This window comes from Rhizobium sp. L1K21, assembly GCF_024055895.1.
Classification (GTDB): Bacteria; Pseudomonadota; Alphaproteobacteria; order Rhizobiales; family Rhizobiaceae; genus Ensifer_A.
The window spans coordinates 931,307-951,788 of the sequence record NZ_JAMXLE010000001.1; the positions used below are offsets into that span (position 1 = coordinate 931,307).

Sequence of the window (20,482 nt, forward strand, 5' to 3'; positions counted from 1 at the left end):
GGTGCAGGCTGTAGCCATAGCTACAGTCAAACCCTTCGACGCTGTGGCGGGCCGGTTTCGGCCAACCCGTCGGGCGGCACGAATTTCCGCCATCATCGTCGGCCTTCACCTCGACTGTACCTAAGGGTACAGCCTTCGGTAAAGTCCTCGATCCTGACGGAAATTCCTTGCCGCAGAATGGCTCAATATTATCGCTCGATGCTCTAGACCGCGTTTATCGCCGAAAAGCAGCAATACCACCGCGTCTGTCAAGTCGTCAGGCAGTATTGAGGCTGTTAAAAGTTATCGTGTGAGAAGCCGTATTTGTCGAAAATAGCGGCCTTGGTACCGTTTGCCGTTATCCTGTCGAGGCTTGCCTGCATTTTGGCAATGACGTCATCGGACATGTCCTTGTTGCAAGCGACACTGTTGATGACTTTGGTCAAGACCAGCATCGGTTCGATGGGAATGCCTGCAGCCTGTTTTTCTTTCAACATGGCATCGGCCATTGGCATGAGGTCAATACGGCCCTTGATGAGTTTGTTGAGCGTCAAATCGATTTCCGATGTGATATCCAAACGTTCGAAGCCCTTGCTCTTCAACACATCGACCGTGTAGTCGCCAAGCTGTGAGCCGACCAGGTATTGAGTGGCTTCCTCTATGGTTTCGGCGTGGACGTCGCTGCCTGTCCATTTCGTCAGATAATTTCTGGCCGTGACGAGCGGCTCGACCCATTTGAAACGTTTATCGCGTTCGCTGGTATGAACGGTTGCAAACACGCAGTGGTCGGCCTTGTTTTCCGCCAGCGCAATAGCGCGCGCCCAAGGCATGATATGCATATCGTATTCGAGACCGGCGTCGTTCATGACGGCCTCGACCAGTTCGACTGTCAGTCCTTTCAGGACGCCGTTTTCGGAATAGTTGAACGGTGCATATTGTTCTGTCACCAGATGAATCTTTTCGGCGGCAAGAGTTGGACTGTGCCCCGCGCACAAGGCCGTGAAGCCGATCAATGCAGCGAATGTGGTGGCGTATTTACATTTGCGCTTCATCATCATTCGATCGCCATCCCATATTTCTTGAGAATTTGCTCCTGCGTGCCGTCGGCTATCAGACTGTCCAAGGCGGTCTGCATCTTAGTAATCACCTCGTCGGGAACCTTCTTTCCGCAGGCGATGGAGTTGATCTGCTGGCTCAAGACGAATGCGATCTCGATGTCGGCACCGTTTTCCTTTGCATCCCGGAAAAAGCCGTCGGATGCGACCATGAGGTCAATCCGCCCGGCCAGCAGCTTCTTGAGTGTCATGTCAAAATTTGCGGCAATGTCTATTTTCGGAAAGCCGAACGATACCAGCAGGTCATAGGTCACATCCGCACGCTGGGTGCCGACCGTATATTGCCAGGCGTCTTCCACCCGCAGGGGGTGAATATCCGATCCGGCCTTGGCAATCAGCACGGAACTTGTGACCACGAGCGGTTCAACCCATTTGAACTTGGCGTTGCGCTCATCTGTGTGTGCTGTGCTGTAGAGGCAATTGTTTTTTTCGTTCTGTGTCAGGGCGTAGCCGCGCGCCCAGGGCACCATTTCGAGCGAATAATCAATCTTCGCACGTTCGAGCAGCAGCTCCACCTGTTCGGTGGAGGCACCAACGATCTTGCCATCGCGCAGAAAGTTCATCGGCGCGTAATCTTCCGTCAGAATCTGCAGCTTGTCGTCTGCATGGCCTTGTGTTGCCGACACCAATGATACCGCGCAGAAAACGGCTGTCTTCAAGCCAAATATGGATTTCATTTTCATGTGTGGTTCCATCTTTGCTGCAGGCGGCGGAATTCTTGAATATCCCGTTCGGCCCGCGGTTGCTGGATGTTTTCTGCGCCATTTATGGGGACGAGCGGTTTCCGGCGTCCATTCATGGCGATGCGGTTCTTCGATGCCAGGCGAAGACGGCGTGGAGGAAAATTCCTTGTCTGCACCCGTCTTCATTCGGCCATCCCTCTTAATTTGCGGCTATGTGACGCTGCTTCTCAGACCCATAGATGTTTTCGACATCACCAATGCTCATCGGTTTGGCAAAGTGAAAGCCCTGCACAAAATCGATGCCCATCTTTGCAAGAAGGTCGGCTATTGCTGCATCCTCTATCCCTTCGGCTACAACATCACAGTCGATCTGATGCGCAATCGTGCAAATGCCTTCCAGCAAGAGATAGCTTTTGTCGCGCAGTATTGCGCTTTCGGGGGTCAATGCCCTTATGAACGATTTGTCGATCTTGACCACGTTGACCGGGAAGCGGTGCAGATAACTGAGCGATGAATAACCGGTTCCAAAGTCGTCGAGGGCGAGGTTCATACCTGAGTCGCGCAGGATATCGAGCACACGGAAGATTTCCGGGTTTTCCTGCATCAGCACCGCCTCGGTGATTTCCAGCACGATGGAGCTCGGTGCAACATTATGTTTCATGAGGTATGCCGAAAACTTGGCCGGCAGGTCAGGGGTTATCTGCAAGGGCGAGATATTGATACCTGTGCGGCACTTCTCGAAACCGGGCATCTTGTGTATTCGGGCAATGTATTCCACCGCCTTTTCCATAATCCTGTCGCCGATCGCGTGGATGGTGCCGTTCTCTTCGGCGGCGACAATGATATCGGCCGGCGGGAGAACGCCGCGCATGGGATGGCAAAGCCGCATGAGCGCCTCGAAGCCGACAACCTGGCCGGTCTTCAGGCTCACGATCGGCTGCATCCACGGTTCAAACCAATCGTTTTCGAGCGCATCGGAAATATCGCGTTCAAGCTCTGAGCGTACGCGAGCCATGTCGGACAAGGTGTCGGAGAAAAACTGGGTGCCGTTCTTGCCGTTGCGTTTGCGTTCATACATCGCCATGTCCGACTTCTGCAGAAGTTCGGCGGCATTCTTTGCATGGGCGGGATAAAGCGCAATGCCGACGCTGCCGCTGAGGCTCGCGACATTGTTTTCCAGCACATACGGCTCTTCGAGAGCATCGATTATACGTTCGGCTATGTTGCTCGCCGCTGCCTTGACATCGCGGGCGGGGACCAGAATTGCAAATTCGTCGCCGCCGATCCTTGCAACCGTGTCGGTGGGACGGATCTGATTGGTGATACGTTTGCAGACTTCGCGCAGCACTGCGTCACCGGCGGCATGTCCCAGATTGTCGTTGACCCATTTGAAGCGGTCGAGGTCAATGAAGAGGCAGGCCAGTTCCTCGTTTTTCTGGTCGGTTTCGGCGATTTTTTCGTCCAGCGTGATCTCAAAACCCTGGCGGTTCAAAAGCCCTGTCAGATGGTCGGTGATGGCTTGCCGGTGATTGCGGTTTTCCGCTTCCTTCAGCTCCGTCACATCGGTCATGACCGAGAGAGACTGAAATTGGCCGTTTTCCGAAAGTGCAGCTGTTTCGCGGATCAGAACGTCGATCGTCTCGCCATTGGCACAGAGGAAGGACACGGTGACGCCGGGTGTCGCACCGGCACCAATGGCCGGTTTGGCACGACGGCGGTAGGCGCTCAGGGCTTTCTTGGCAACGAAGTCCTGGAAGGGGCGGCCTATGACCTCGTGGCGCTGGTAACCGGTTGCGAGAATCCAATAATCCGAGACGGCGGATATGTCGCCGGCTGCGTCCAGAGAATAGAGCATGGCTGGGGTCTGATTGTAGACGCTTTGAACGAGAGCATGGGCAGAGCGAAGCTGCATTTCCTCGCGCTCGAGTTCTGTCTGCATATCATTGAAATTTTTCGCCAAAACGCCCATCTCGTCGGATGAGTCCCAATCGACACGGTGGCGAGAGCCCAGATGCCGCGTTGCGCTGATGGCTTCTGTGAGCTTCAAAAGCGGACGTATGATCGTGATCCGGTTGGCGATGATTGCGGCGGCAGAAAGGATCACCACGGCAAATGCGAAGATGCCCATGAAGGCCAGTTCGCGGAAGTGGATCAGCGACAGAAAGCCGCCGGCACCAATCGTGATTTTCAGAAAGCCGACATGTTTGGTGCCATCAATGGAGGCGTACTGAATATCCGTCTGCAGGACCCGGATTTCGCCTGCATCGGCCACATCCACGGTTTCGGGCAGCTGGACATCGATACCGCCAGAGTTGTCGATGACGCGCACAGCCAGAATGTCGTTGTCGGAAACAATGGAGGCGGCGATCTTGTTGACGCTCTCCACGTCGAAATCCCAAAGCGGTTTGCCGAGTGCCTGGGCGTTTGCCATCATGGTGACTTCGGCGCGGTTGACGCGCTCGCTTAAGGCGCGTTCTGCGGTCAGGAAGTAAAACAGGGCAAACAGAGGTGCGACGAACACGAACAATGCCGCGAGCACGATTATGATAAATCGATTTTCAACCGAGTGTGTCTGCATCGCTGGCATCAGGGGCTTCAGTTCCGATTCGTGCTTTTATGCGACGGTAATATGACAGTTTTTTCTTAAATGAAGCTGAAGAGAGCCTTTTTTCGGGTGCTCTGTTGTCTCGTGGTTAAGCCAAACTTTACCCAAGCGTCGTGAGTGTAACAAAAAAAGCCCGCACTGACGTACGGGCTTTCGATGATGAGCTGAGCCGAGAAGCTATTATTCTTCGGTCTCGGTTGTGACTTCTTCCTCTTCCTTGACGCCGCCAGCAGGGGTAGCAATCGTAGCAATGGTGAAGTCACGGTCGGTGATGACCGGCGTTACGCCCTTCGGCAGCTTGATGTGCGAAATGTGAATACCTTCGCCGATCTTGAAGCCTTCCAAGTCTGCTTCGATGAATTCCGGAATGGAATTGGCCGGGCAGTGGAACTCCACTTCGTGGCGGACGATGTTCAGCACGCCGCCGATCTTGATGCCGGGGCACTTTTCTTCGTTGATGAAGTGAACCGGAACAGCAACCGTTACCTGTGTGTTTGCAGAAACGCGCAGGAAGTCGACATGCATGGTAAAGTCGCGAACCGGATCAAGCTGGTAGCTCTTCGGCAGAACCGAGATCTTTTCGCCATCAACGTCGATCGTCGCGATCGTCGTCATGAAGCCACCATTGTGGATCTTCAGCGTCACGTCCTTGTAGGGAAGGGTGATGGAAAGGGGGTCTTTCTTGTCACCGTAGATAACTGCAGGGATACGGCCGTTGCGGCGAAGTTCGCGGGAGGACCCCTTACCAACCCGTTCGCGCTTTTCGGCCTTGAGCTCGTATGATGCGTGGCTCATGGTCTTTCCTTTCGAATGTACTGGAGAAACCGGCCAATTTGCAGTCTTGCGTTCCACAAAATGAGCCGATTTGAAGCAAGAGAATACACTCTGCTTGACCGCCTTGCCTCCAAGGGTGTCCAGACGGATGCGGGCTCATAACGCAGTCGTCCGGTTTTTGCAAGCGCTCAAAGCGTCTGAAAATGCGCAATCTCAAGGGGTGTAGCCCCGTATGCTCATCTTGGTGAAGCGATTTCCGTGGCGACGAGACGAAACTTTTGTGACGGATGGCTGCAGTTTTTGGTCGAAACTGTCGCATTTTTGATCCGGGTCAAGTTTCGGTGGGCAGATTGCGCTAAAGTATCATTCTGCAAAAAGCACAGTCGATGGTATTTGTAAGTCTATCCGGGTTGTTTTCGCTCAGTGTGTTTAACCGGATGGGTATTCTCCATTGCTTTGGGAGGAGCAAATGTTGGATTCAGAAAAACATGCCGATCGCGTTTACTCCACAGCGGAGCATTCGTCTGCTGCTGCGAGCTCGCCAATTGCCGCATCTTGGCGGCGCTGTGTCAGCCAGCACAAACTGGCGCCCGAAGTGGCGCGCGAGCCTCAGCGGCTGGGCGAAAGCGAGTTTCATCATGTGCGTGAGCGTTCGTCATTCGTGATTGAAGAGGCGACAGGTGAAATGGATCGTCTCTTCTCAATGACCGCGCAATCCGGCTTCTGCGTGTTGTTGACGGATGAAAACGGCGTTGTTCTGGATCGGCGCGGCGCAATCGGCGACGATAAGGATTTTCGCGACTTCGGTCTGTGGTCGGGCACGCTCTGGAGCGAGGAAAGCGTCGGCACCAACGGGATCGGAACGGCCCTTGCCGACCAGCGGGCATCGACTATTTACCGAGACCAACACTTTCTTTCGTCAAATATCAATCTCAGCTGTGCAGGCGCACCGATCCGCGACCACAATGGCCGCATACGAGCAGCGCTTGATATCTCCACCTGTCGTGACGACACGGTGGAAGCCACCATGTCCATCCTGTCCAGCGCGGTGCGGGATTGTGCAATGCGCATTGAAACCAACCTGTTTCGCCGGGCTTTTCCGCATGCGCGCATCGTGATGGTCAGTCATTCCGGCCCTAACGCACTGATTGCCGTTGACCGGCACGACATTGTGCTTGGTGCAAACCGGGCGGCGCGACTTGCCTTGAAACTGGACGATTCGCGAATTTCCGCGGGTCTTCCGGCGGCTGATCTTCTGGGCGAGGTGGCGAGCGACGATGCTGAGGGGCTGGAGGATGCAGAGCGCGCCGCCATCCGCCAGGCACTGTCGCGGGCAAACGGCAATGTGTCACGTGCTGCCGTCAAACTCGGTATCAGCCGCGCCACCATGCACCGCAAGATCAGACGGCTGGGCCTGAATTAGGTCCTGCCCCCCCAAAGGCATTTTCAAAACCACTTCTCCTCCCATCTTGATGCTCCCCCGGCGTGGGGAGCTTTTTTTTGCGCTGCTGGATGATGTCGCGTGTCGCTTAAATTGTATCAGCCTTGCGACAGATTAAATTCCGGCTTCATTCGCCCCACTTTTGTTTTTCTGCGCGACCTTCAAATTGGGCGCCAGTTCAATTGTGAGCTCTTTGAGGAGGAAAGACATGCTTCACCAGAAGATCGTGGAAACACCATTCAAGCTTCGTTACGGCAACTTCATCGGTGGCGAGTGGCGCGAACCTGTCGCTGGTCGTTACTTCGAGAATACAACACCGGTGAATGGCGGACTGTTGTGCGAAGTTGCCCGCTCGGATGAAAAGGATATCGAGCTGGCGCTTGATGCGGCCCATGCTGCAAAGGTGGCCTGGGGGCGGACGTCCACCACCGAACGCGCCCGCATTCTGAACCGGATTGCGGACCGCATGGAGGAAAATCTCGAAATCATTGCGCAGGCTGAAACCTGGGACAACGGCAAGCCGATCCGCGAAACGATGGCCGCTGATATTCCGCTGGCGATTGATCATTTCCGCTATTTTGCCGCTGCGATCCGCGCGCAGGAAGGTACAATCGGCGAAGTCGACCACGACACCATCGCCTATCACTTCCATGAGCCGCTCGGTGTGGTCGGCCAGATTATCCCTTGGAACTTCCCGATCCTGATGGCTGCCTGGAAGGTTGCGCCCGCACTTGCCGCCGGCAATTGCATCGTTCTGAAACCTGCCGAACAGACGCCGGCCTCCATCCTTGTGCTGATGGATATCATCGCGGACCTGCTGCCGGCCGGTGTTCTCAACATCGTCAACGGTTTCGGCCTTGAAGCCGGCAAGCCGCTGGCCTCCAGCCCGCGTATTGCCAAGATCGCATTTACGGGTGAGACCTCCACCGGTCGGCTGATCATGCAATATGCATCGCAGAACCTCATACCGGTGACGCTGGAGCTGGGTGGCAAATCGCCCAACATCTTCTTCTCCGATGTCATGGCGGAAGATGATGACTATCTGGACAAGGCGCTGGAAGGTTTTGCCATGTTCGCGCTCAACCAGGGCGAGGTTTGCACCTGCCCGAGCCGTGCGCTGGTTCATGAAAAGATCTACGATCGCTTCATGGAAAAGGCGCTTGCACGCGTCAATGCCATCGTTCAGGGCAATCCGCTGGATGCGTCAACGATGATTGGCGCACAGGCGTCTTCCGAACAGCTGCACAAGATCCTCTCCTATATCGAAGTTGGCAAAGGCGAGGGGGCCGAACTGCTGACCGGTGGTGAGCGCAATGTGCTTGAGGGCGATCTGGCGGAAGGTTTCTATGTGAAACCGACCGTGTTTAGCGGCCATAACAAGATGCGCATCTTCCAGGAGGAAATCTTCGGCCCGGTTCTCTCCGTCACCACATTCAAGGACGATGCAGAGGCGCTGCAGATTGCCAATGATACGCTCTATGGTCTGGGAGCCGGTGTGTGGAGCCGCGATGCGAACCGCTGCTACAATTTTGGACGCAACATTGAAGCGGGTCGTGTGTGGGTGAACAACTATCATGCCTATCCTGCCCACGCCGCGTTTGGCGGTTACAAGCAATCCGGCATCGGTCGCGAAACCCACAAGATGATGCTCGATCATTACCAGCAGACCAAGAACATGCTGGTCAGCTATAGCGCGAAACCGCTGGGCTTCTTCTAAGCGCTGAGGAGAAATCGCTTCTGAGTGGTTTCTATCTGGCCAACAAAAAACCGGGCCGCTGGGGCCCGGTTTGCATTTCAAACTGACAGTTGGGTTCAGGCTGCATGCTGCCTGTAGCTTGCGTTGCCCGTGACAGAAAAGCGCGAGACGAGTTCGGCAAGGTTTGAGGCTTCGCCATCGAGGCTGTGTGCGGAAGCGGTCGTTTCTTCCACCATGGCAGCGTTCTGCTGGGTCACCTGGTCAAGCGCGTTGACGGTAGAGTTGATTTCGCCCAGTCGAGCAGACTGATCACGCGATGCTTCGACAATGGCGCCGATATGGCCACTGATGGCCTTCACGTTTTCTTCGATCTCGCCGAGGCTTTCACCCGTCTTGAGGACGAGGCCAACGCCGTTGGAGATTTCGGAAGCCGAATTCTCGATGATCGAGTTGATGTTCTTTGCCGCTTCCGCGCTGCGCTGTGCGAGTTCGCGCACTTCCTGTGCCACGACCGCAAAACCCTTACCGGCATCGCCTGCGCGGGCCGCTTCCACACCGGCATTGAGCGCCAGAAGGTTGGTCTGGAAGGCGATCTGATCAATCACGTCGATGATCTTGCGGATTTCAGCGGACGATTCTTCAATGCGCTGCATGGCGGAGATGGCATCCTTGACCACAACGCCGGAGGCCAAAGTGCCTTCCAGTGTCTGGCCGGTCATCTGGTTTGCCGTTTCGCAGCGGTTGAGGGTGTTGCGCAGCGAATCCGTCATTTCGGCCAGTGCAGCCGCTGCTTCTTCAAGCGATGCTGCCTGACGTTCGGTGCGGTCGGAAAGGTCTTGCGAGGCGCTGCGCAGGTCACCCGAGCCGGCCCGGATGGTATCGACGGACGCGCCGATCGAGCGGATCGTCTCTTCCAAGGTCTTGACGGAATTGTTGAAATCGAGGCGAAGCTGATCGAGCTGTGCCACGAACGGCGTTTCGATCTGGATGTCGAGCTTGCCGGAAGAAAGTGCCTTCAAGGCGGTGCCGAGTGCGGAGACGGCGGCCTGCAGTTCTTCGGCGCTGCGGGCTTTTTCGATTTCGCGGTTCTTGCGTTCGGATTCAACACGCTGGCTTGTTTCTTCGGCCTCGTGCTCCATGCGGTCCTTGTCGACCGCGCTTTGTCGGAAGCTTTCGAGCGCACGGGCCATGGTGCCGATTTCGTCGCTTCGCTCGGTTCCGTCGACCTCAATCGCCTTGTCGCCTTCGTTGAGGCGGTTCATCAGCGCAGCCAGCTTGGTCAGCGGGCGGGTGAGGCGGGAGGCGACGAATACGCCAATCAGACCCATGATGACAAGAATAGCAAGCGTGGCCGAAAATGCCAGCTTTGCCAGATCCTGGGCGGCGGCGAGAACCTTGTCCTCGGTCTGTCCGACGGCCAGAAGATGTTGTTCGCCCACCAATTCAACGGGAAGATAGGAGAAGAAGACGTTGCCTTCTGAGGTTTCGGCGAATTCTGTGCCGGTTTCGCCTGCCTTGGCAGCTGTTTCGATCGCTGCTGGAGCGGTTTTGTCACCGGCCTTGTCAATCTGGCCTGCCAGCAGAGTTCCATCTGCGCCGAGAATGAAGGCGCTGTCGAGTGCCTCCCCGCCGTCTTCGCCGCCTATGACATTTGCAAGCTTGTCGGCATCGATCCGCACGACCATTGTGCCGAGCCGCTTCTGCTGACCCCATTCCGAAACAACGAGGGGACGGGAAACGAATGCCGAAACCTTGCCGTTTGGCTGCAGCGAAAAGCCGCTCTTGTGCACGTCTTCAAGGCCACCCGCATTGGCGGCGTCAACCACCGCCTTGATGCTTGCGTTTGCCGGATCGTTCACCGAGGTCAGGAAGTCAGCACCTTTGGTGATCGTGAAGAAGATCGTTCCCTCAGGCTCGATAACGTAGATTTCAGACAGATTGGCGTTTTTCCAAGCGTTGTAGAGTGTGCCGTGAATTGCCGCATGCTGTGTTGCATAGAGCAGCTTCAGGGACGCGCCGCTAAACGCTGCGCGCTCTTCTTCATTCATAGCCGGGTCTTGAAAAGCCTTCAAAACGTCGTCACGCTCATATTGCATGGAGGTGGGGATAGATTTTGCTGCATCGCCGATCGATGCGTTCTGCGAAATCTCCGCCAGAACCTGTTCCAGGCGCCTGTCGAAACTTTTCAGATCCTTGACCTTCGTCTGGGCTTCCGTCTCCAGCCGCAACTGGCTTGCAGAGATCAGGCCGAGCCGGCCTTCATAGTAGCTGATTGCGCCGACGCTCAAACACGAGACCAGCGTTGCGCCAATCACAAGCCCGGCAAACTTTGCCTTGACCGAGTGCGGCATCAACTTGCTAAACTGAGTTGCTTTCGTAGTCATATTCCAAATCCCCCACGATGCTGCAGCATCACAATGACGAAAAACTCCGTATTGCGACCAAATGGGGTTCAAAACACTAATTTTAGGTTATCAGAATTCAACGACAGAGAGCGCCAGGGTTGCATAGCAACCGCCGAAAAATTGGCATCAGCGGAATTTCCAGATAAAAAACAATGGGCTGCGAGCATGCTGCTCCAGCCCAATGTATTTTTGTCGATTTTTTACTAATTTTAATCGAAGAGGCTCGAGACGGACGATTCCATTGCGGTACGGTTGATTGCTTCGCCGAGCAGGTTCGCAGTGGAGATCACGCGGATATTGTGGGCCGACTGCACAGCCGTGGTGGGCTGAATGGAATCTGTTATCACCAGTTCCTTCAACTTGGAGCTGGAAACGCGGGCTACGGCACCGCCGGAAAGAACTCCGTGGGTGATGTAGGCGGTCACGCTGGTGGCGCCATTGGCGAGCAACGCATCGGCCGCGTTGCAAAGCGTGCCGCCAGAATCCACGATGTCATCGATCAGAATACAGTCCTTGCCGGTGACATCGCCGATAATGTTCATGACTTCGGATTCACCTGGTCGGTCACGGCGCTTGTCGACGATGGCCAGGAGAGAGTCGATGCGTTTGGCAAGCGCGCGTGCACGCACAACGCCGCCAACGTCGGGTGAAACAACCATGACGTTTTTCAGGTCATAGTGTTCCTTGACGTCACGCGCCAATACGGGGGCTGCAAACAGGTTGTCCGTCGGGATATCGAAGAAGCCCTGGATCTGGCCTGCGTGAAGGTCGAGGGTCAGAACGCGGTCAGCACCGGCTTCGGTGATCAGGTTGGCGACCAGTTTGGCTGAGATCGGCGTGCGGCCGGAGGCTCTGCGGTCCTGTCGGGCATAGCCAAAATAGGGAAGAACCGCTGTAATGCGCCGTGCCGAGGAACGGCGAAGCGCATCGATGATAATCAGCAGTTCCATGAGATGGTCATTCGTCGGGAAGGAGGTCGACTGAACGACGAAAACGTCTTCACCGCGGACATTTTCCTGAATCTCAACGAAAATTTCCTGATCGGCGAAACGCCGGACGCTGGCTTTCCCCAAGGGGACTTCAAGATAGTTACAGATCGATTCCGCCAGAAGCCGGTTCGAATTGCCTGCGAAAACTTTCATTTTCGGCCGCCTGTGTTCGTGCTGGATGCGCGCTTTTTAGCGTCCTTCATCGCGATTGCAAGGGGCAAAAGCCTTGCGCCCGAAATTTCCGTTGGATTGATGCGGCCGCAGGGTTCACAGGTGGTTTCACCCACCGGCATTTTGACGCCACGCGATATAGGCGCTGATTGTTTCGTTGGCGATCTTTTGCATTGTCGTGGCAGGCACGATCGACCAGTTGTCGGCAGAGGTCCCGCTGACCTTTTCCTGTCCCTGAATGCGGTGAAGACGTGTGCCGGCTCCGTCGAGTATGTCCCACACGTAAACAATCGTGGTCATGCCGCCATCGGCAAAGGCGGAGAAATAGCCCTTCAGCATATGGTCTGCGGAGTTGTCGCTGGAGCTTTTCAGCGTCAGGCCGCGCGCCCGCGCTGCCGTGCCCAATTGCTGCGAAAGCGGTGTGACGGCCTCAATGGGTGCGCCAATGACGGGCAGGAAGCGTATTGAGCCGGAGACCGTTGCGGCCTGCCCGGCGGGTGCCTGGAAAATCGAGCGGTTGGTCGCCGAGATGCCGCCCGGCGTGCCAAGGACGGGGCTGGTATTTTGCGGTTGCTGGTCGATAGGCTGCTCTTGCTGCTCAGGGGCCGCCGGAAACTGGCTTTCGTCCATCGAGGTCTGCTGCATCGGCTGACTGGCGGGAAATTGCTGAGCGGTGTCAGGCGCGCTGCTGCTGCCGATATCGGCAGGTGGCGTCAGCGTTTCGGACGTGCTGCACGCCGTTGCCATCGCTGCAATTAAAAGCGGTGCGATGAGCTTTTGGATCATTTTGCCAATTTGCACGTGGACGCCCCCGGGTTGGGCAAATTTTTGGTGCCTTGGCTGGCTCGTGTCAATGCTTTGACGGCAAAACCCACATGTTCGGGCGGGCGGGTTGGGCGTTCAAGCGTTTCCAGACCTATTCCTTAAGCATGATTGCCGATATCTGGCGGCCGTAATCAGGCTCCTTCCGGTGTGTGGTACGGCGGTAGGAAAAGAATCGTTCTTCATCTGAATAGGTGCAATGACCGGTCTTCTCAGCCGTCACGCCGGCATCGGCCAGTCTTGCGAGTGTCAGCGCGGGCAGGTCAAACATGGCGTGCCCCGCTCTGCGGGATGGGGCAAAAAAACGCTCGTATGTCGGATCCTGCGCAATGAAGCGTTCCACGAATTCAGGGCCGACTTCATAATTGTCGACGCTGATGGACGGGCCGAGAACGGCACGGATGTTTTCCCGCTTCGCGCCAAGGCGCTCCATCGCCTCGACCGTGCTCTCGAGAACGCCGGTGAGTGCACCTTTCCAGCCTGCGTGGGTTGCGCCTGCAACGCGGGCTTCAGGATCGAGAAAGAGGATGGGCCCGCAATCAGCTGTCAGAATGCCAATCACCACGCCAGGCGTTGCGGTTACCATGGCGTCGGCCTTCGGGCGGTCCCCATCGTATGCGTCATCGACCGTCACCACGTCGGGCGAGTGGACCTGATGCACGGTTGCGAGCTTTTCCGGCGCGGCACCAAACCATGCGGCGACGCGCGCGCGGTTTTGTGCCACGTTCTGCCTGTCATCTTCGGAGCCGAGGCCGACATTGAGACCGCTATAGATGCCGGCGGAGACACCGCCTTTACGTGTGAAAAAGCCATGCAGCGCCACGTCGCCTTCGTTCAGCAGCGCAGTTTGCAAGGGGGCAGGGCTCTGATCGGTCATCGTGTCGTGTCTCCCCATGTCAATGCGATCCTTGGCGGCGCGCCATCGCACGCATGAAGGGTCCTATCAGGCATTTATGTCAAGAGTTGGCGGGCGGCACAAAGGGTGCAAGCGCCATCGGCGGATGGGACACAGCCATGACCTTGAACAATGATCCCATCTGGCCATCTGCTTGTCCGGCAAGACGTTCGAGCGCGGAGCGCAGTGTGTCCTGCGTTTGCTGGTCCTGCCCGCGGCCCAAGGCTTCGGCCCTTTCCGCAATGCCCATGCCGATCAGAAAGTCGCCCTGTTCCGTCAACCCGTTGACGTGAATACCCGTTTTTGCAGCCGTCAGCAGCAGCTCTTCAAAATTGACGTGGCTCGTCAGATCGGCAAGGCCTGGGCGGGCAAGTGGTGGGTCGAACGCATGAGCGTGAAGCGCCTGCAAAGTATCCCCGAAGCCCGATTCCACATAGCCGTAATCGATTGCCAACGCCACACCGCCATGGAGCATCAGATGCTGGCAGATGGCTTGCATGACAGCGCAGCGCGCCGGGGCGATTTCGAGGATTGTGCCGATGGGCTGGTTTGCAGCGGGGCCGGGGAGAAGTGCAGGATCGAGTTTGGCAATGCCGGGCGTGAAGGTTAGCGCGTCGTCGCTATCCAGTCCCACCATGCGTTCGCGAAAGCCGGTTTCGGTCTTGACGAACTGGCGGATCGGGATCGCGTCGAACAGTTCGTTGGCGGCCAATAGAAGAGGGCCGTCCGGTATGCCGTCAAAGCCATCGTGCCATTCGATCTTGTCGACCTTCGGGGCCAGGGTCTCGGCCTGTATCCGGCGAAGGCGCGGGCTGGTCTCCACCAGATGGACAGAGGCCGCGTCGAACATATCTGGCGAGAGCTTTTCGATCACCCGCAGCATGTCGCTCATCATGGTGCCGCGGCCGGGGCCAATTTCGGCGAGATTGAAGCGTGGCGGCTTGTTCATCGCGTGCCAGGCCTGAACCATGAAAACACCGACCATTTCGCCAAAGAGCTGGCTGATCTCCGGTGCGGTGGTGAAATCGCCTTCGCGGCCAAAGGGCTCGCGGGTCTTGTAATAGCCGTGTTCCGGGTCAGCGAGACACAGGGCGAAATAGTCCGTGACGCTGATCGGGCCACCGCTTTTGATAAGGGCTTTGATTTTTTCGCCAAGTGGCGTCGTCATCAAACGGGTCCATTCATTCATTAGGGGCAGCTTTCAGCGCGCGAACGGCGGCCCAAAGGCCGACAAGCAGCATGGGCAGCGACAAGACCATTCCCATGGTCAGCCAGCCGCCATAAAGGAAGCCCAATTGCTGATCCGGCTCGCGGAAGAATTCGATGAAGATGCGGAAGGAGGCGTAGCCGGTCACGAATATGCCGGTGAGCAGGCCGGGCTTCCTGAAGGCCTTTGCGATGAAAATGCTCACCGCGAGGATGATGAACAGCGTAATGCCCTCAAGGCCCGCCTCATAAAGCTGGTTGGGGTGGCGGGTGAACGGACCACCGGTCGGAAAGACCATAGCCCATGGTACATCGGTGATGCGGCCCCACAGTTCGCCATTGATGAAATTGGCCATGCGGCCGAAGAAAAGGCCGATGGGTGCCTGCGCCGCGATGATATCGAAAAGGCTCCACAGCGGGATGGCGTGGCGGCGGGCGAACCAGATCATGGCAATGGTGGTGCCGAGGAAACCGCCATGGAATGACATGCCGCCCTGGTTGACTGCGAATATCCAGAGCGGATTTTCCAGCACCTTTCCGGGCTCATAGAAGATGACATATCCCAGACGTCCGCCCACCACGATGCCGATGGCTGCATAGAAGACAAAGTCGTCCAGTTGCTGCAGGGTAATGGGCGAGGTGTTGTTCGGCCAGAGGTTATCGCGCGCGGCAAGCTTGCGGGCATAGTACCAGCCGATCAGAATACCGGCCACATAGGCAAGCCCGTACCAGCGGACATCAAGCGGCCCTATGGAAAATGCAATCGGGTTGATTTCCGGATATGCGATCGCCGCCAATGTACTCAATACAGCTTCCACTTACGTCGTCCTTTCATGGAACCAGCGGAAAATGCAGAGAGATCGCCCAATGGTCAAGTGTTGAAGCGCCCCAGAGCGGCAACAAGTGCTGGATTGTATGCTTGCAAAATGCCCCCATAAATCCTAACTGAAAGCGAGTGTTTCAATAACCGTCCGCACGCACGCGAGGAGGCTGTCATGTCCACAGGACCGAACCGGATTTTCGATGATTTCGCCAAGCTGATGACGGATGCAGCAGGTGCCGCCCAAGGCGTGCGCCAGGAAATGGAAACAGCTTTCAAGGCGCAGGCCGAGCGCTGGTTGAATTCCATGGACCTGGTCAAGCGTGAAGAGTTTGAAGCCGTTCGTGAAATGGCCATCAAGGCGCGCGACGAGAACGAAAAGCTTGAGGCCCGCATTGCCGCACTCGAAGAGAAGCTGGCGAAAAGCTGAGTCGTTTCAATCTCGTTGGCCGCATGTCCTGCAGTTTGTTGTGAACGGGCAGGAAGCACTCTTTGTCTGCGGGCATTTGTTTTTGGAAATGCGCGCCTGCCTTATGGTGGGCGCTTTTTTGTATTTCGCTTGAAGTATTAACCAGGGTCGATCTGCAGAAACGCAACGCGCCGACTGTTGTTGTTCGAAGTCTCATTCTGGCAGCGCGTTTTTTTCGACGTGAATCACCGTTGAAGGGCAACGCATTAGCCGGCTTTCTATTCAACATTATTTTTCGATATTTTTTTTGGTCCTGTGGATGTTCCCAAAAAGCGTTTTTGAAAGAGTCATTTATCCCGCTCTTTTGAAAAAGTGAATCCGGGCCTGTCCACAGATTCGCCGGCAAATTCGTAAGACCGGGGCTGGCGCGCTCATATCGCCATTATACACTGATTTTACATGACGATTCGAAGCGAGCCGCAAGTTTCGGACAGGGCGCACACTCTAGCGTTTTGAAAGGCGGTTCGTTCTCTCGGATCCGAACCAAAATGAAGATCGATCGTGTGCTTTTGCACGCACCGGAAGGACATTTCATGGGCCTGGCTCAATTCGACTACGCACGGCAATCTCATCCTGTTGATGTGATCGAGTTCGTTGCTTGCAACAATGATTGGACGTTCGAGCGCGCCGGCGACGATGAAATTGCCATGACAGTGGCCGGTGTATGGGCCGATTACCACATCTCCTTTTCGTGGATGGAAGATCTGGAAGCGCTGCATCTTGCCTGCGCCTTCGATATCAAGGTGCCGGAAAGCCGCGTCAATGAAGTGATCCGCCTGCTGTCGCATGTCAACGGTCAGACCCTGATGGGGCATTTTGATCTGTGGCGTCAGGAAGATGTGGTGATCTTTCGCCAATCGCTGCTGCTGGCAGGCGGGGTTGAGCCGACAGGCGCGCAGGTCGAGGTTCTGCTTTCCAATGCGCTGGAAGCGTGCGAAGCTTATTTTCAGGCATTTCAGTTTGTGGTCTGGTCCGGAATGGACGCTGCCAGCGCTGTTGATGCCGTGATGTTTGAAACGGCCGGGGAGGCATAATGACGGTATCTCCAACTTCACCGCTCGTACTCATCGGAGCCGGCAATATGGGGGGCGCAATGCTCTCCGGCTGGCTGAAGAGCGGGCTGGAAGGTGGCTCTGTACTCGTCATTGATCCGGGCGTTTCGCCACATATGGCCGAGCTTTGCGCAGCGCATGGCGTTCGCGTTGAAAAGGCCGCGCCCGAAGGGCTCAAAGCCGGTATTCTGTTTCTGGCGGTCAAGCCGCAGATGATGGAGACGGTTTTGCCGCCTCTGAAAGGGCTGGTCGGGTCCGATACGGTTATCGTTTCTGTTGCAGCGGGCAAGACGCTTGCATTTCTCGAGACACATCTTGGTAAAGCCGGCATGGTGCGTGCCATGCCCAATACGCCGGCCATGGTCGGGCGCGGCATTACCGGGGCTTTCGCGACGCCTGACATTACAGATGCGCAGCGCGCAGAGGTTCATGATCTGCTCAAGGTGAGCGGCCCGGTGGAATGGGTCGGTACCGAGGGCGAAATCGATGCGGTCACCGCCGTTTCCGGCAGTGGGCCTGCCTATGTCTTCTATCTCGTGGAATGTATGGCGGAGGCGGGCCGAAAAGCCGGCCTGCAGGCGGACCTCGCCATGCGCTTGGCACGGGAAACGGTCTCGGGGGCTGGTGAAATGCTCTACCAGTCCCCGGAGACTGCTTCAAAATTGCGCGAGAATGTGACGTCACCTGGCGGCACCACTTTTGCCGCGCTGCAGGTGCTGATGGCGGAAGAGGGGATGCAGCCGCTGTTTGACGCAGCGATTGCCGCCGCCAAGGCGCGCGCCCAGGAACTTGCAGACTGAAGCGGACAATCATGACCGATACGATCAGCTACGACGATTTCGCCAAGGTGGATATCCGTTTGGGAACGGTCATTTCCGCTGAGCCTTTCCCGGAGGCACGCAAGCCCGCGATCAAGATGGTGGTGGATTTTGGCCCGGAGATCGGAACCCGCAAATCGTCGGCGCAGGTGACCGTGCACTATACGCCGGAAACGCTTGTCGGGCGTCGCGTCATGGGTGTCGTCAACTTCCCGCCGCGGCAAATCGGGCCTTTCATGTCGGAGGTTCTCGTGCTTGGCTTCATGGACGAGGCCGGCGCTGTCGTTCTCGGTGGGGTAGAGCTGCCGGTACCGGACGGCTCAAGACTCTGCTGAGAAAAACGCTGAAGCGCCATTCGACCTCAATGAATCAGGTCGGCACTCTAGAGTATCGCCCGATACTCTAACCGTTTATTTCTAAAGCTTAATGTGATCGATCCTCGTTTCACTCCGGTCGAATTATGCTCCAACGATCTTCGCAAGCCGGTCTTTTGCCGTATTTGACGCGCACACTTCCGCTCAGGGACTATCTGATATTCTCTGGGGGAAATGATGCCTTTAAGCCTGCTCGGCGAGCGGTTTCGGGTCAGTTGTTTGCCAAACGCGGCGGATGTGGCGCGTCGGTGGCGGGCCAGTCATGTCATTTCGCTTCTCGATCCTGAGCTGCCTGATCATCTTTTGCCGATCATTCAAAACGGCGAGCACATCATTGCCCGGTTGCGCGATCAGGAAAACCTGAAGGATACGAGCCGGTTTCCCGATATTGTGGTCAGCCTGTTCGAGACGGTGCGACCTGCTGCCGAGAACCGTTCTTCGCGCATCCTCGTTCACTGCCACATGGGTGTCAGCCGCTCGACGGCCTTTGCCTATTCCATGATTGCCTATCGCGCCGGACCGGGAAACGAATATGATGCTTTCAACGCGTTTCTGAGCATTGTGAACAAGCCCTGGCCGAACCGTCGGATTGTCGAAATTCTGGATCAATATCTTGGCCGGGGAGGGCGTCTGGTCGCGCCGCTGGATGAGATGCGTGCGCGCATGCCCTTTCGGCTCGAAGCCTACCGCCGGCTCAACAGCCGGCGCGGACTGCCAGAGGGCAGCGGAGTTTACGAGCGCTGATGTTTCATGCGGGAATGCGCACGGTCACGCGCAGGCCGCCCAGTGCACTATCGGAGAGTGCGACACTGCCACCGTGACCGCGGGCAATATCACGGACAATGGCAAGCCCGAGCCCGGTTCCCGATGCATTCAGATTGCGCGCTTCATCGAGGCGGAAGAAGGGTTTGAAGACGTCTTCGCGCCGGTCCTCGGGAATGCCGGGGCCGTTGTCATCGAAAGTCAATGTCAGCCATTTGGCGCTGTGGCGGGCGCTCACTTCCAGTGTGTCGGCATGGCGCCAGGCATTCGAGCTGAGGTTGGAGACCAGACGGTTGAAAGCATTGGGACGGACTTTGAGCTCGTCATCCCCGTCAAATTCGCCGCGGAAGGACTTGCCCTGCAATTCAGCTTCCATTTCCAGCCGCTGGAAAAGCTCTTTCAGGCTCACTTCGCCGTAATCTTCTTCGCTTTCGCCGCGGGCGAAGTCGAGATAGCCCTGCAGCATCATCTGCATGTCTTCGACATCCTTGTTCAGCGCGTCGAATTCGGGATTGTCGCCGGCCAGCGCCAGCTGCAGCTTGAAGCGCGTGAGGATTGTTCTCAGATCATGACTGACGCCCGACAGCATGGCCGTACGCTGCTCGATCTGCCGCTCGATACGTTCACGCATCAGAATGAAGGCGAGACTTGCCTTGCGCACTTCATCGGCTCCGCGCGGCGCAAAACCTTCCGGCATTTTCTGGCCCTTGCCAAAGCTTTCCGCCGCCTTTGCCAGCGCCAGAATTGGCCTAATCTGGTTTCTCAGGAACAGAATGGCGATGCCGATCAGCACCAGCGAGGTGCCGGTCATCCACATCAGGAATATGCCACTGTTGGAGGCATAAGCGGCGCTGCGCGGGGCAAAGACCCGCAACACCTTGCCTTCGAGCAGAATGCGGATTTCCACCAGCTGGGAGTTGCCCACGGTGTCGATCCAGAAGGGGCGCTGTATCTGGTTTGCGATCTCCTGGCTAAGCGTCTGGTCAAGCAGCGAGAAAAACGGCTTGGGGCCGGGCGGGGGAAGCTTGTCGTCCTGTTCGATGGTGATATTCAGGTCAAGCTGATCGCGGGCAATGCGCACGATGTCGCCATAGGTGCTATCCTGCGGGTAGGTCTGCACAATCTCGATGATGGCTGCGATGTCGCGGGTTACCGATTCTGAAAGGCGCTGGGTGACGAGCTGCCAGTGGCGCTCCATGAATACATAGCCCACAACCGCCTGCAGGATTACCATCGGCAGGATGATAATCAAAAGCGTGCGCGCATAAAGCCCCGTGGGAAGCTGCCTGCGCAGCCAACGGATGAAGTTGCGCAAGCGCGACTTGGAGGGCTTGTCATTGTCGCCGCGTATGGTTTCGAATACGGTCATTCGCTGCGGGTTTCCCCTCGCTTCGGATCTGAATAGA

Annotated in this window: 18 protein-coding genes; 7 read left to right on the top strand and 11 right to left on the bottom strand. The window is 56.6% G+C overall.

Annotation, left to right across the window (positions count from 1 at the left end):
- Nucleotides 1–275: 275 nt before the first annotated feature.
- The 4 genes from NHF56_RS04420 to NHF56_RS04435 form a co-directional block, all read right to left on the bottom strand.
- A complete protein-coding gene (locus tag NHF56_RS04420; RefSeq protein ID WP_252801914.1) occupies nt 276–1,037 on the bottom strand; it encodes an ABC transporter substrate-binding protein in 762 nt (253 codons plus the stop codon).
- Entirely contained in the window at nt 1,034–1,963 is a 930-nt protein-coding gene (locus tag NHF56_RS04425) for an ABC transporter substrate-binding protein (RefSeq protein WP_252801917.1), read from the bottom strand. Before NHF56_RS04425 ends, NHF56_RS04420 begins: the two co-directional genes overlap by 4 nt.
- A gap of 13 nt (nt 1,964–1,976) precedes the next feature.
- Nucleotides 1,977–4,298, bottom strand: coding sequence for a putative bifunctional diguanylate cyclase/phosphodiesterase (locus NHF56_RS04430; RefSeq protein WP_373456248.1), 2,322 nt, complete (start codon nt 4,296–4,298; stop codon nt 1,977–1,979).
- Nucleotides 4,299–4,562: 264 nt separating this feature from the next.
- Nucleotides 4,563–5,177, bottom strand: coding sequence for a 50S ribosomal protein L25/general stress protein Ctc (locus NHF56_RS04435; RefSeq protein WP_252801918.1), 615 nt, complete (start codon nt 5,175–5,177; stop codon nt 4,563–4,565).
- 448 nt (nt 5,178–5,625) lie between these two features.
- Between NHF56_RS04435 and NHF56_RS04440 the strand changes: the two genes are divergently transcribed.
- Both NHF56_RS04440 and adh read left to right on the top strand, forming a co-directional pair.
- Nucleotides 5,626–6,579, top strand: coding sequence for a helix-turn-helix domain-containing protein (locus tag NHF56_RS04440; protein ID WP_252801921.1), 954 nt, complete (start codon nt 5,626–5,628; stop codon nt 6,577–6,579).
- 226 nt (nt 6,580–6,805) lie between these two features.
- Entirely contained in the window at nt 6,806–8,314 is a 1,509-nt protein-coding gene (adh, locus tag NHF56_RS04445; protein ID WP_252801923.1) for an aldehyde dehydrogenase, read from the top strand.
- 95 nt (nt 8,315–8,409) lie between these two features.
- Here adh and NHF56_RS04450 read toward each other — a convergent pair whose 3' ends face one another.
- The 6 genes from NHF56_RS04450 to lgt form a co-directional block, all read right to left on the bottom strand.
- Nucleotides 8,410–10,677, bottom strand: coding sequence for a methyl-accepting chemotaxis protein (locus NHF56_RS04450; protein WP_252801924.1), 2,268 nt, complete (start codon nt 10,675–10,677; stop codon nt 8,410–8,412).
- Nucleotides 10,678–10,907: 230 nt separating this feature from the next.
- Entirely contained in the window at nt 10,908–11,840 is a 933-nt protein-coding gene (locus tag NHF56_RS04455) for a ribose-phosphate pyrophosphokinase (RefSeq protein ID WP_252801926.1), read from the bottom strand.
- A 126-nt stretch (nt 11,841–11,966) separates the two neighbouring features.
- Entirely contained in the window at nt 11,967–12,644 is a 678-nt protein-coding gene (locus tag NHF56_RS04460) for a hypothetical protein (protein ID WP_252801928.1), read from the bottom strand.
- A 130-nt stretch (nt 12,645–12,774) separates the two neighbouring features.
- The gene (pgeF, locus tag NHF56_RS04465) at nt 12,775–13,557 is read right to left on the bottom strand and encodes a peptidoglycan editing factor PgeF (RefSeq protein WP_252801930.1); all 783 of its coding nucleotides are present in this window, start codon (nt 13,555–13,557) and stop codon (nt 12,775–12,777) included.
- Between the two features lie 79 nt (nt 13,558–13,636).
- Complete coding sequence (locus NHF56_RS04470) at nt 13,637–14,743, bottom strand: class I SAM-dependent methyltransferase (RefSeq protein ID WP_252801931.1); 1,107 nt, start codon at nt 14,741–14,743, stop codon at nt 13,637–13,639.
- Between the two features lie 13 nt (nt 14,744–14,756).
- A complete protein-coding gene (gene lgt, locus NHF56_RS04475; protein WP_252801933.1) occupies nt 14,757–15,599 on the bottom strand; it encodes a prolipoprotein diacylglyceryl transferase in 843 nt (280 codons plus the stop codon).
- A 177-nt stretch (nt 15,600–15,776) separates the two neighbouring features.
- On the opposite strand from lgt, the gene NHF56_RS04480 reads away from it, so the two are divergent.
- The 5 genes from NHF56_RS04480 to NHF56_RS04500 all read left to right on the top strand — a co-directional run bounded on the left by NHF56_RS04480 (nt 15,777) and on the right by NHF56_RS04500 (nt 19,058).
- A complete protein-coding gene (locus NHF56_RS04480; protein WP_252801935.1) occupies nt 15,777–16,031 on the top strand; it encodes an accessory factor UbiK family protein in 255 nt (84 codons plus the stop codon).
- Between the two features lie 572 nt (nt 16,032–16,603).
- The gene (locus NHF56_RS04485; RefSeq protein WP_252804834.1) at nt 16,604–17,104 is read left to right on the top strand and encodes a YbjN domain-containing protein; all 501 of its coding nucleotides are present in this window, start codon (nt 16,604–16,606) and stop codon (nt 17,102–17,104) included.
- Entirely contained in the window at nt 17,104–17,922 is an 819-nt protein-coding gene (proC, locus tag NHF56_RS04490) for a pyrroline-5-carboxylate reductase (protein ID WP_252801937.1), read from the top strand. Before NHF56_RS04485 ends, proC begins: the two co-directional genes overlap by 1 nt.
- 11 nt (nt 17,923–17,933) lie before the next feature.
- Nucleotides 17,934–18,275, top strand: coding sequence for a tRNA-binding protein (locus NHF56_RS04495; protein WP_252801939.1), 342 nt, complete (start codon nt 17,934–17,936; stop codon nt 18,273–18,275).
- Between the two features lie 213 nt (nt 18,276–18,488).
- On the top strand, nt 18,489–19,058 hold the full coding sequence (locus NHF56_RS04500) for a protein tyrosine phosphatase (RefSeq protein WP_252801941.1): 570 nt from the start codon (nt 18,489–18,491) through the stop codon (nt 19,056–19,058).
- Nucleotides 19,059–19,062: 4 nt separating this feature from the next.
- On the opposite strand, the gene NHF56_RS04505 is transcribed toward NHF56_RS04500, so the two are convergent.
- Entirely contained in the window at nt 19,063–20,445 is a 1,383-nt protein-coding gene (locus NHF56_RS04505; protein WP_252801943.1) for an ATP-binding protein, read from the bottom strand.
- Nucleotides 20,446–20,482: the final 37 nt, after the last annotated feature.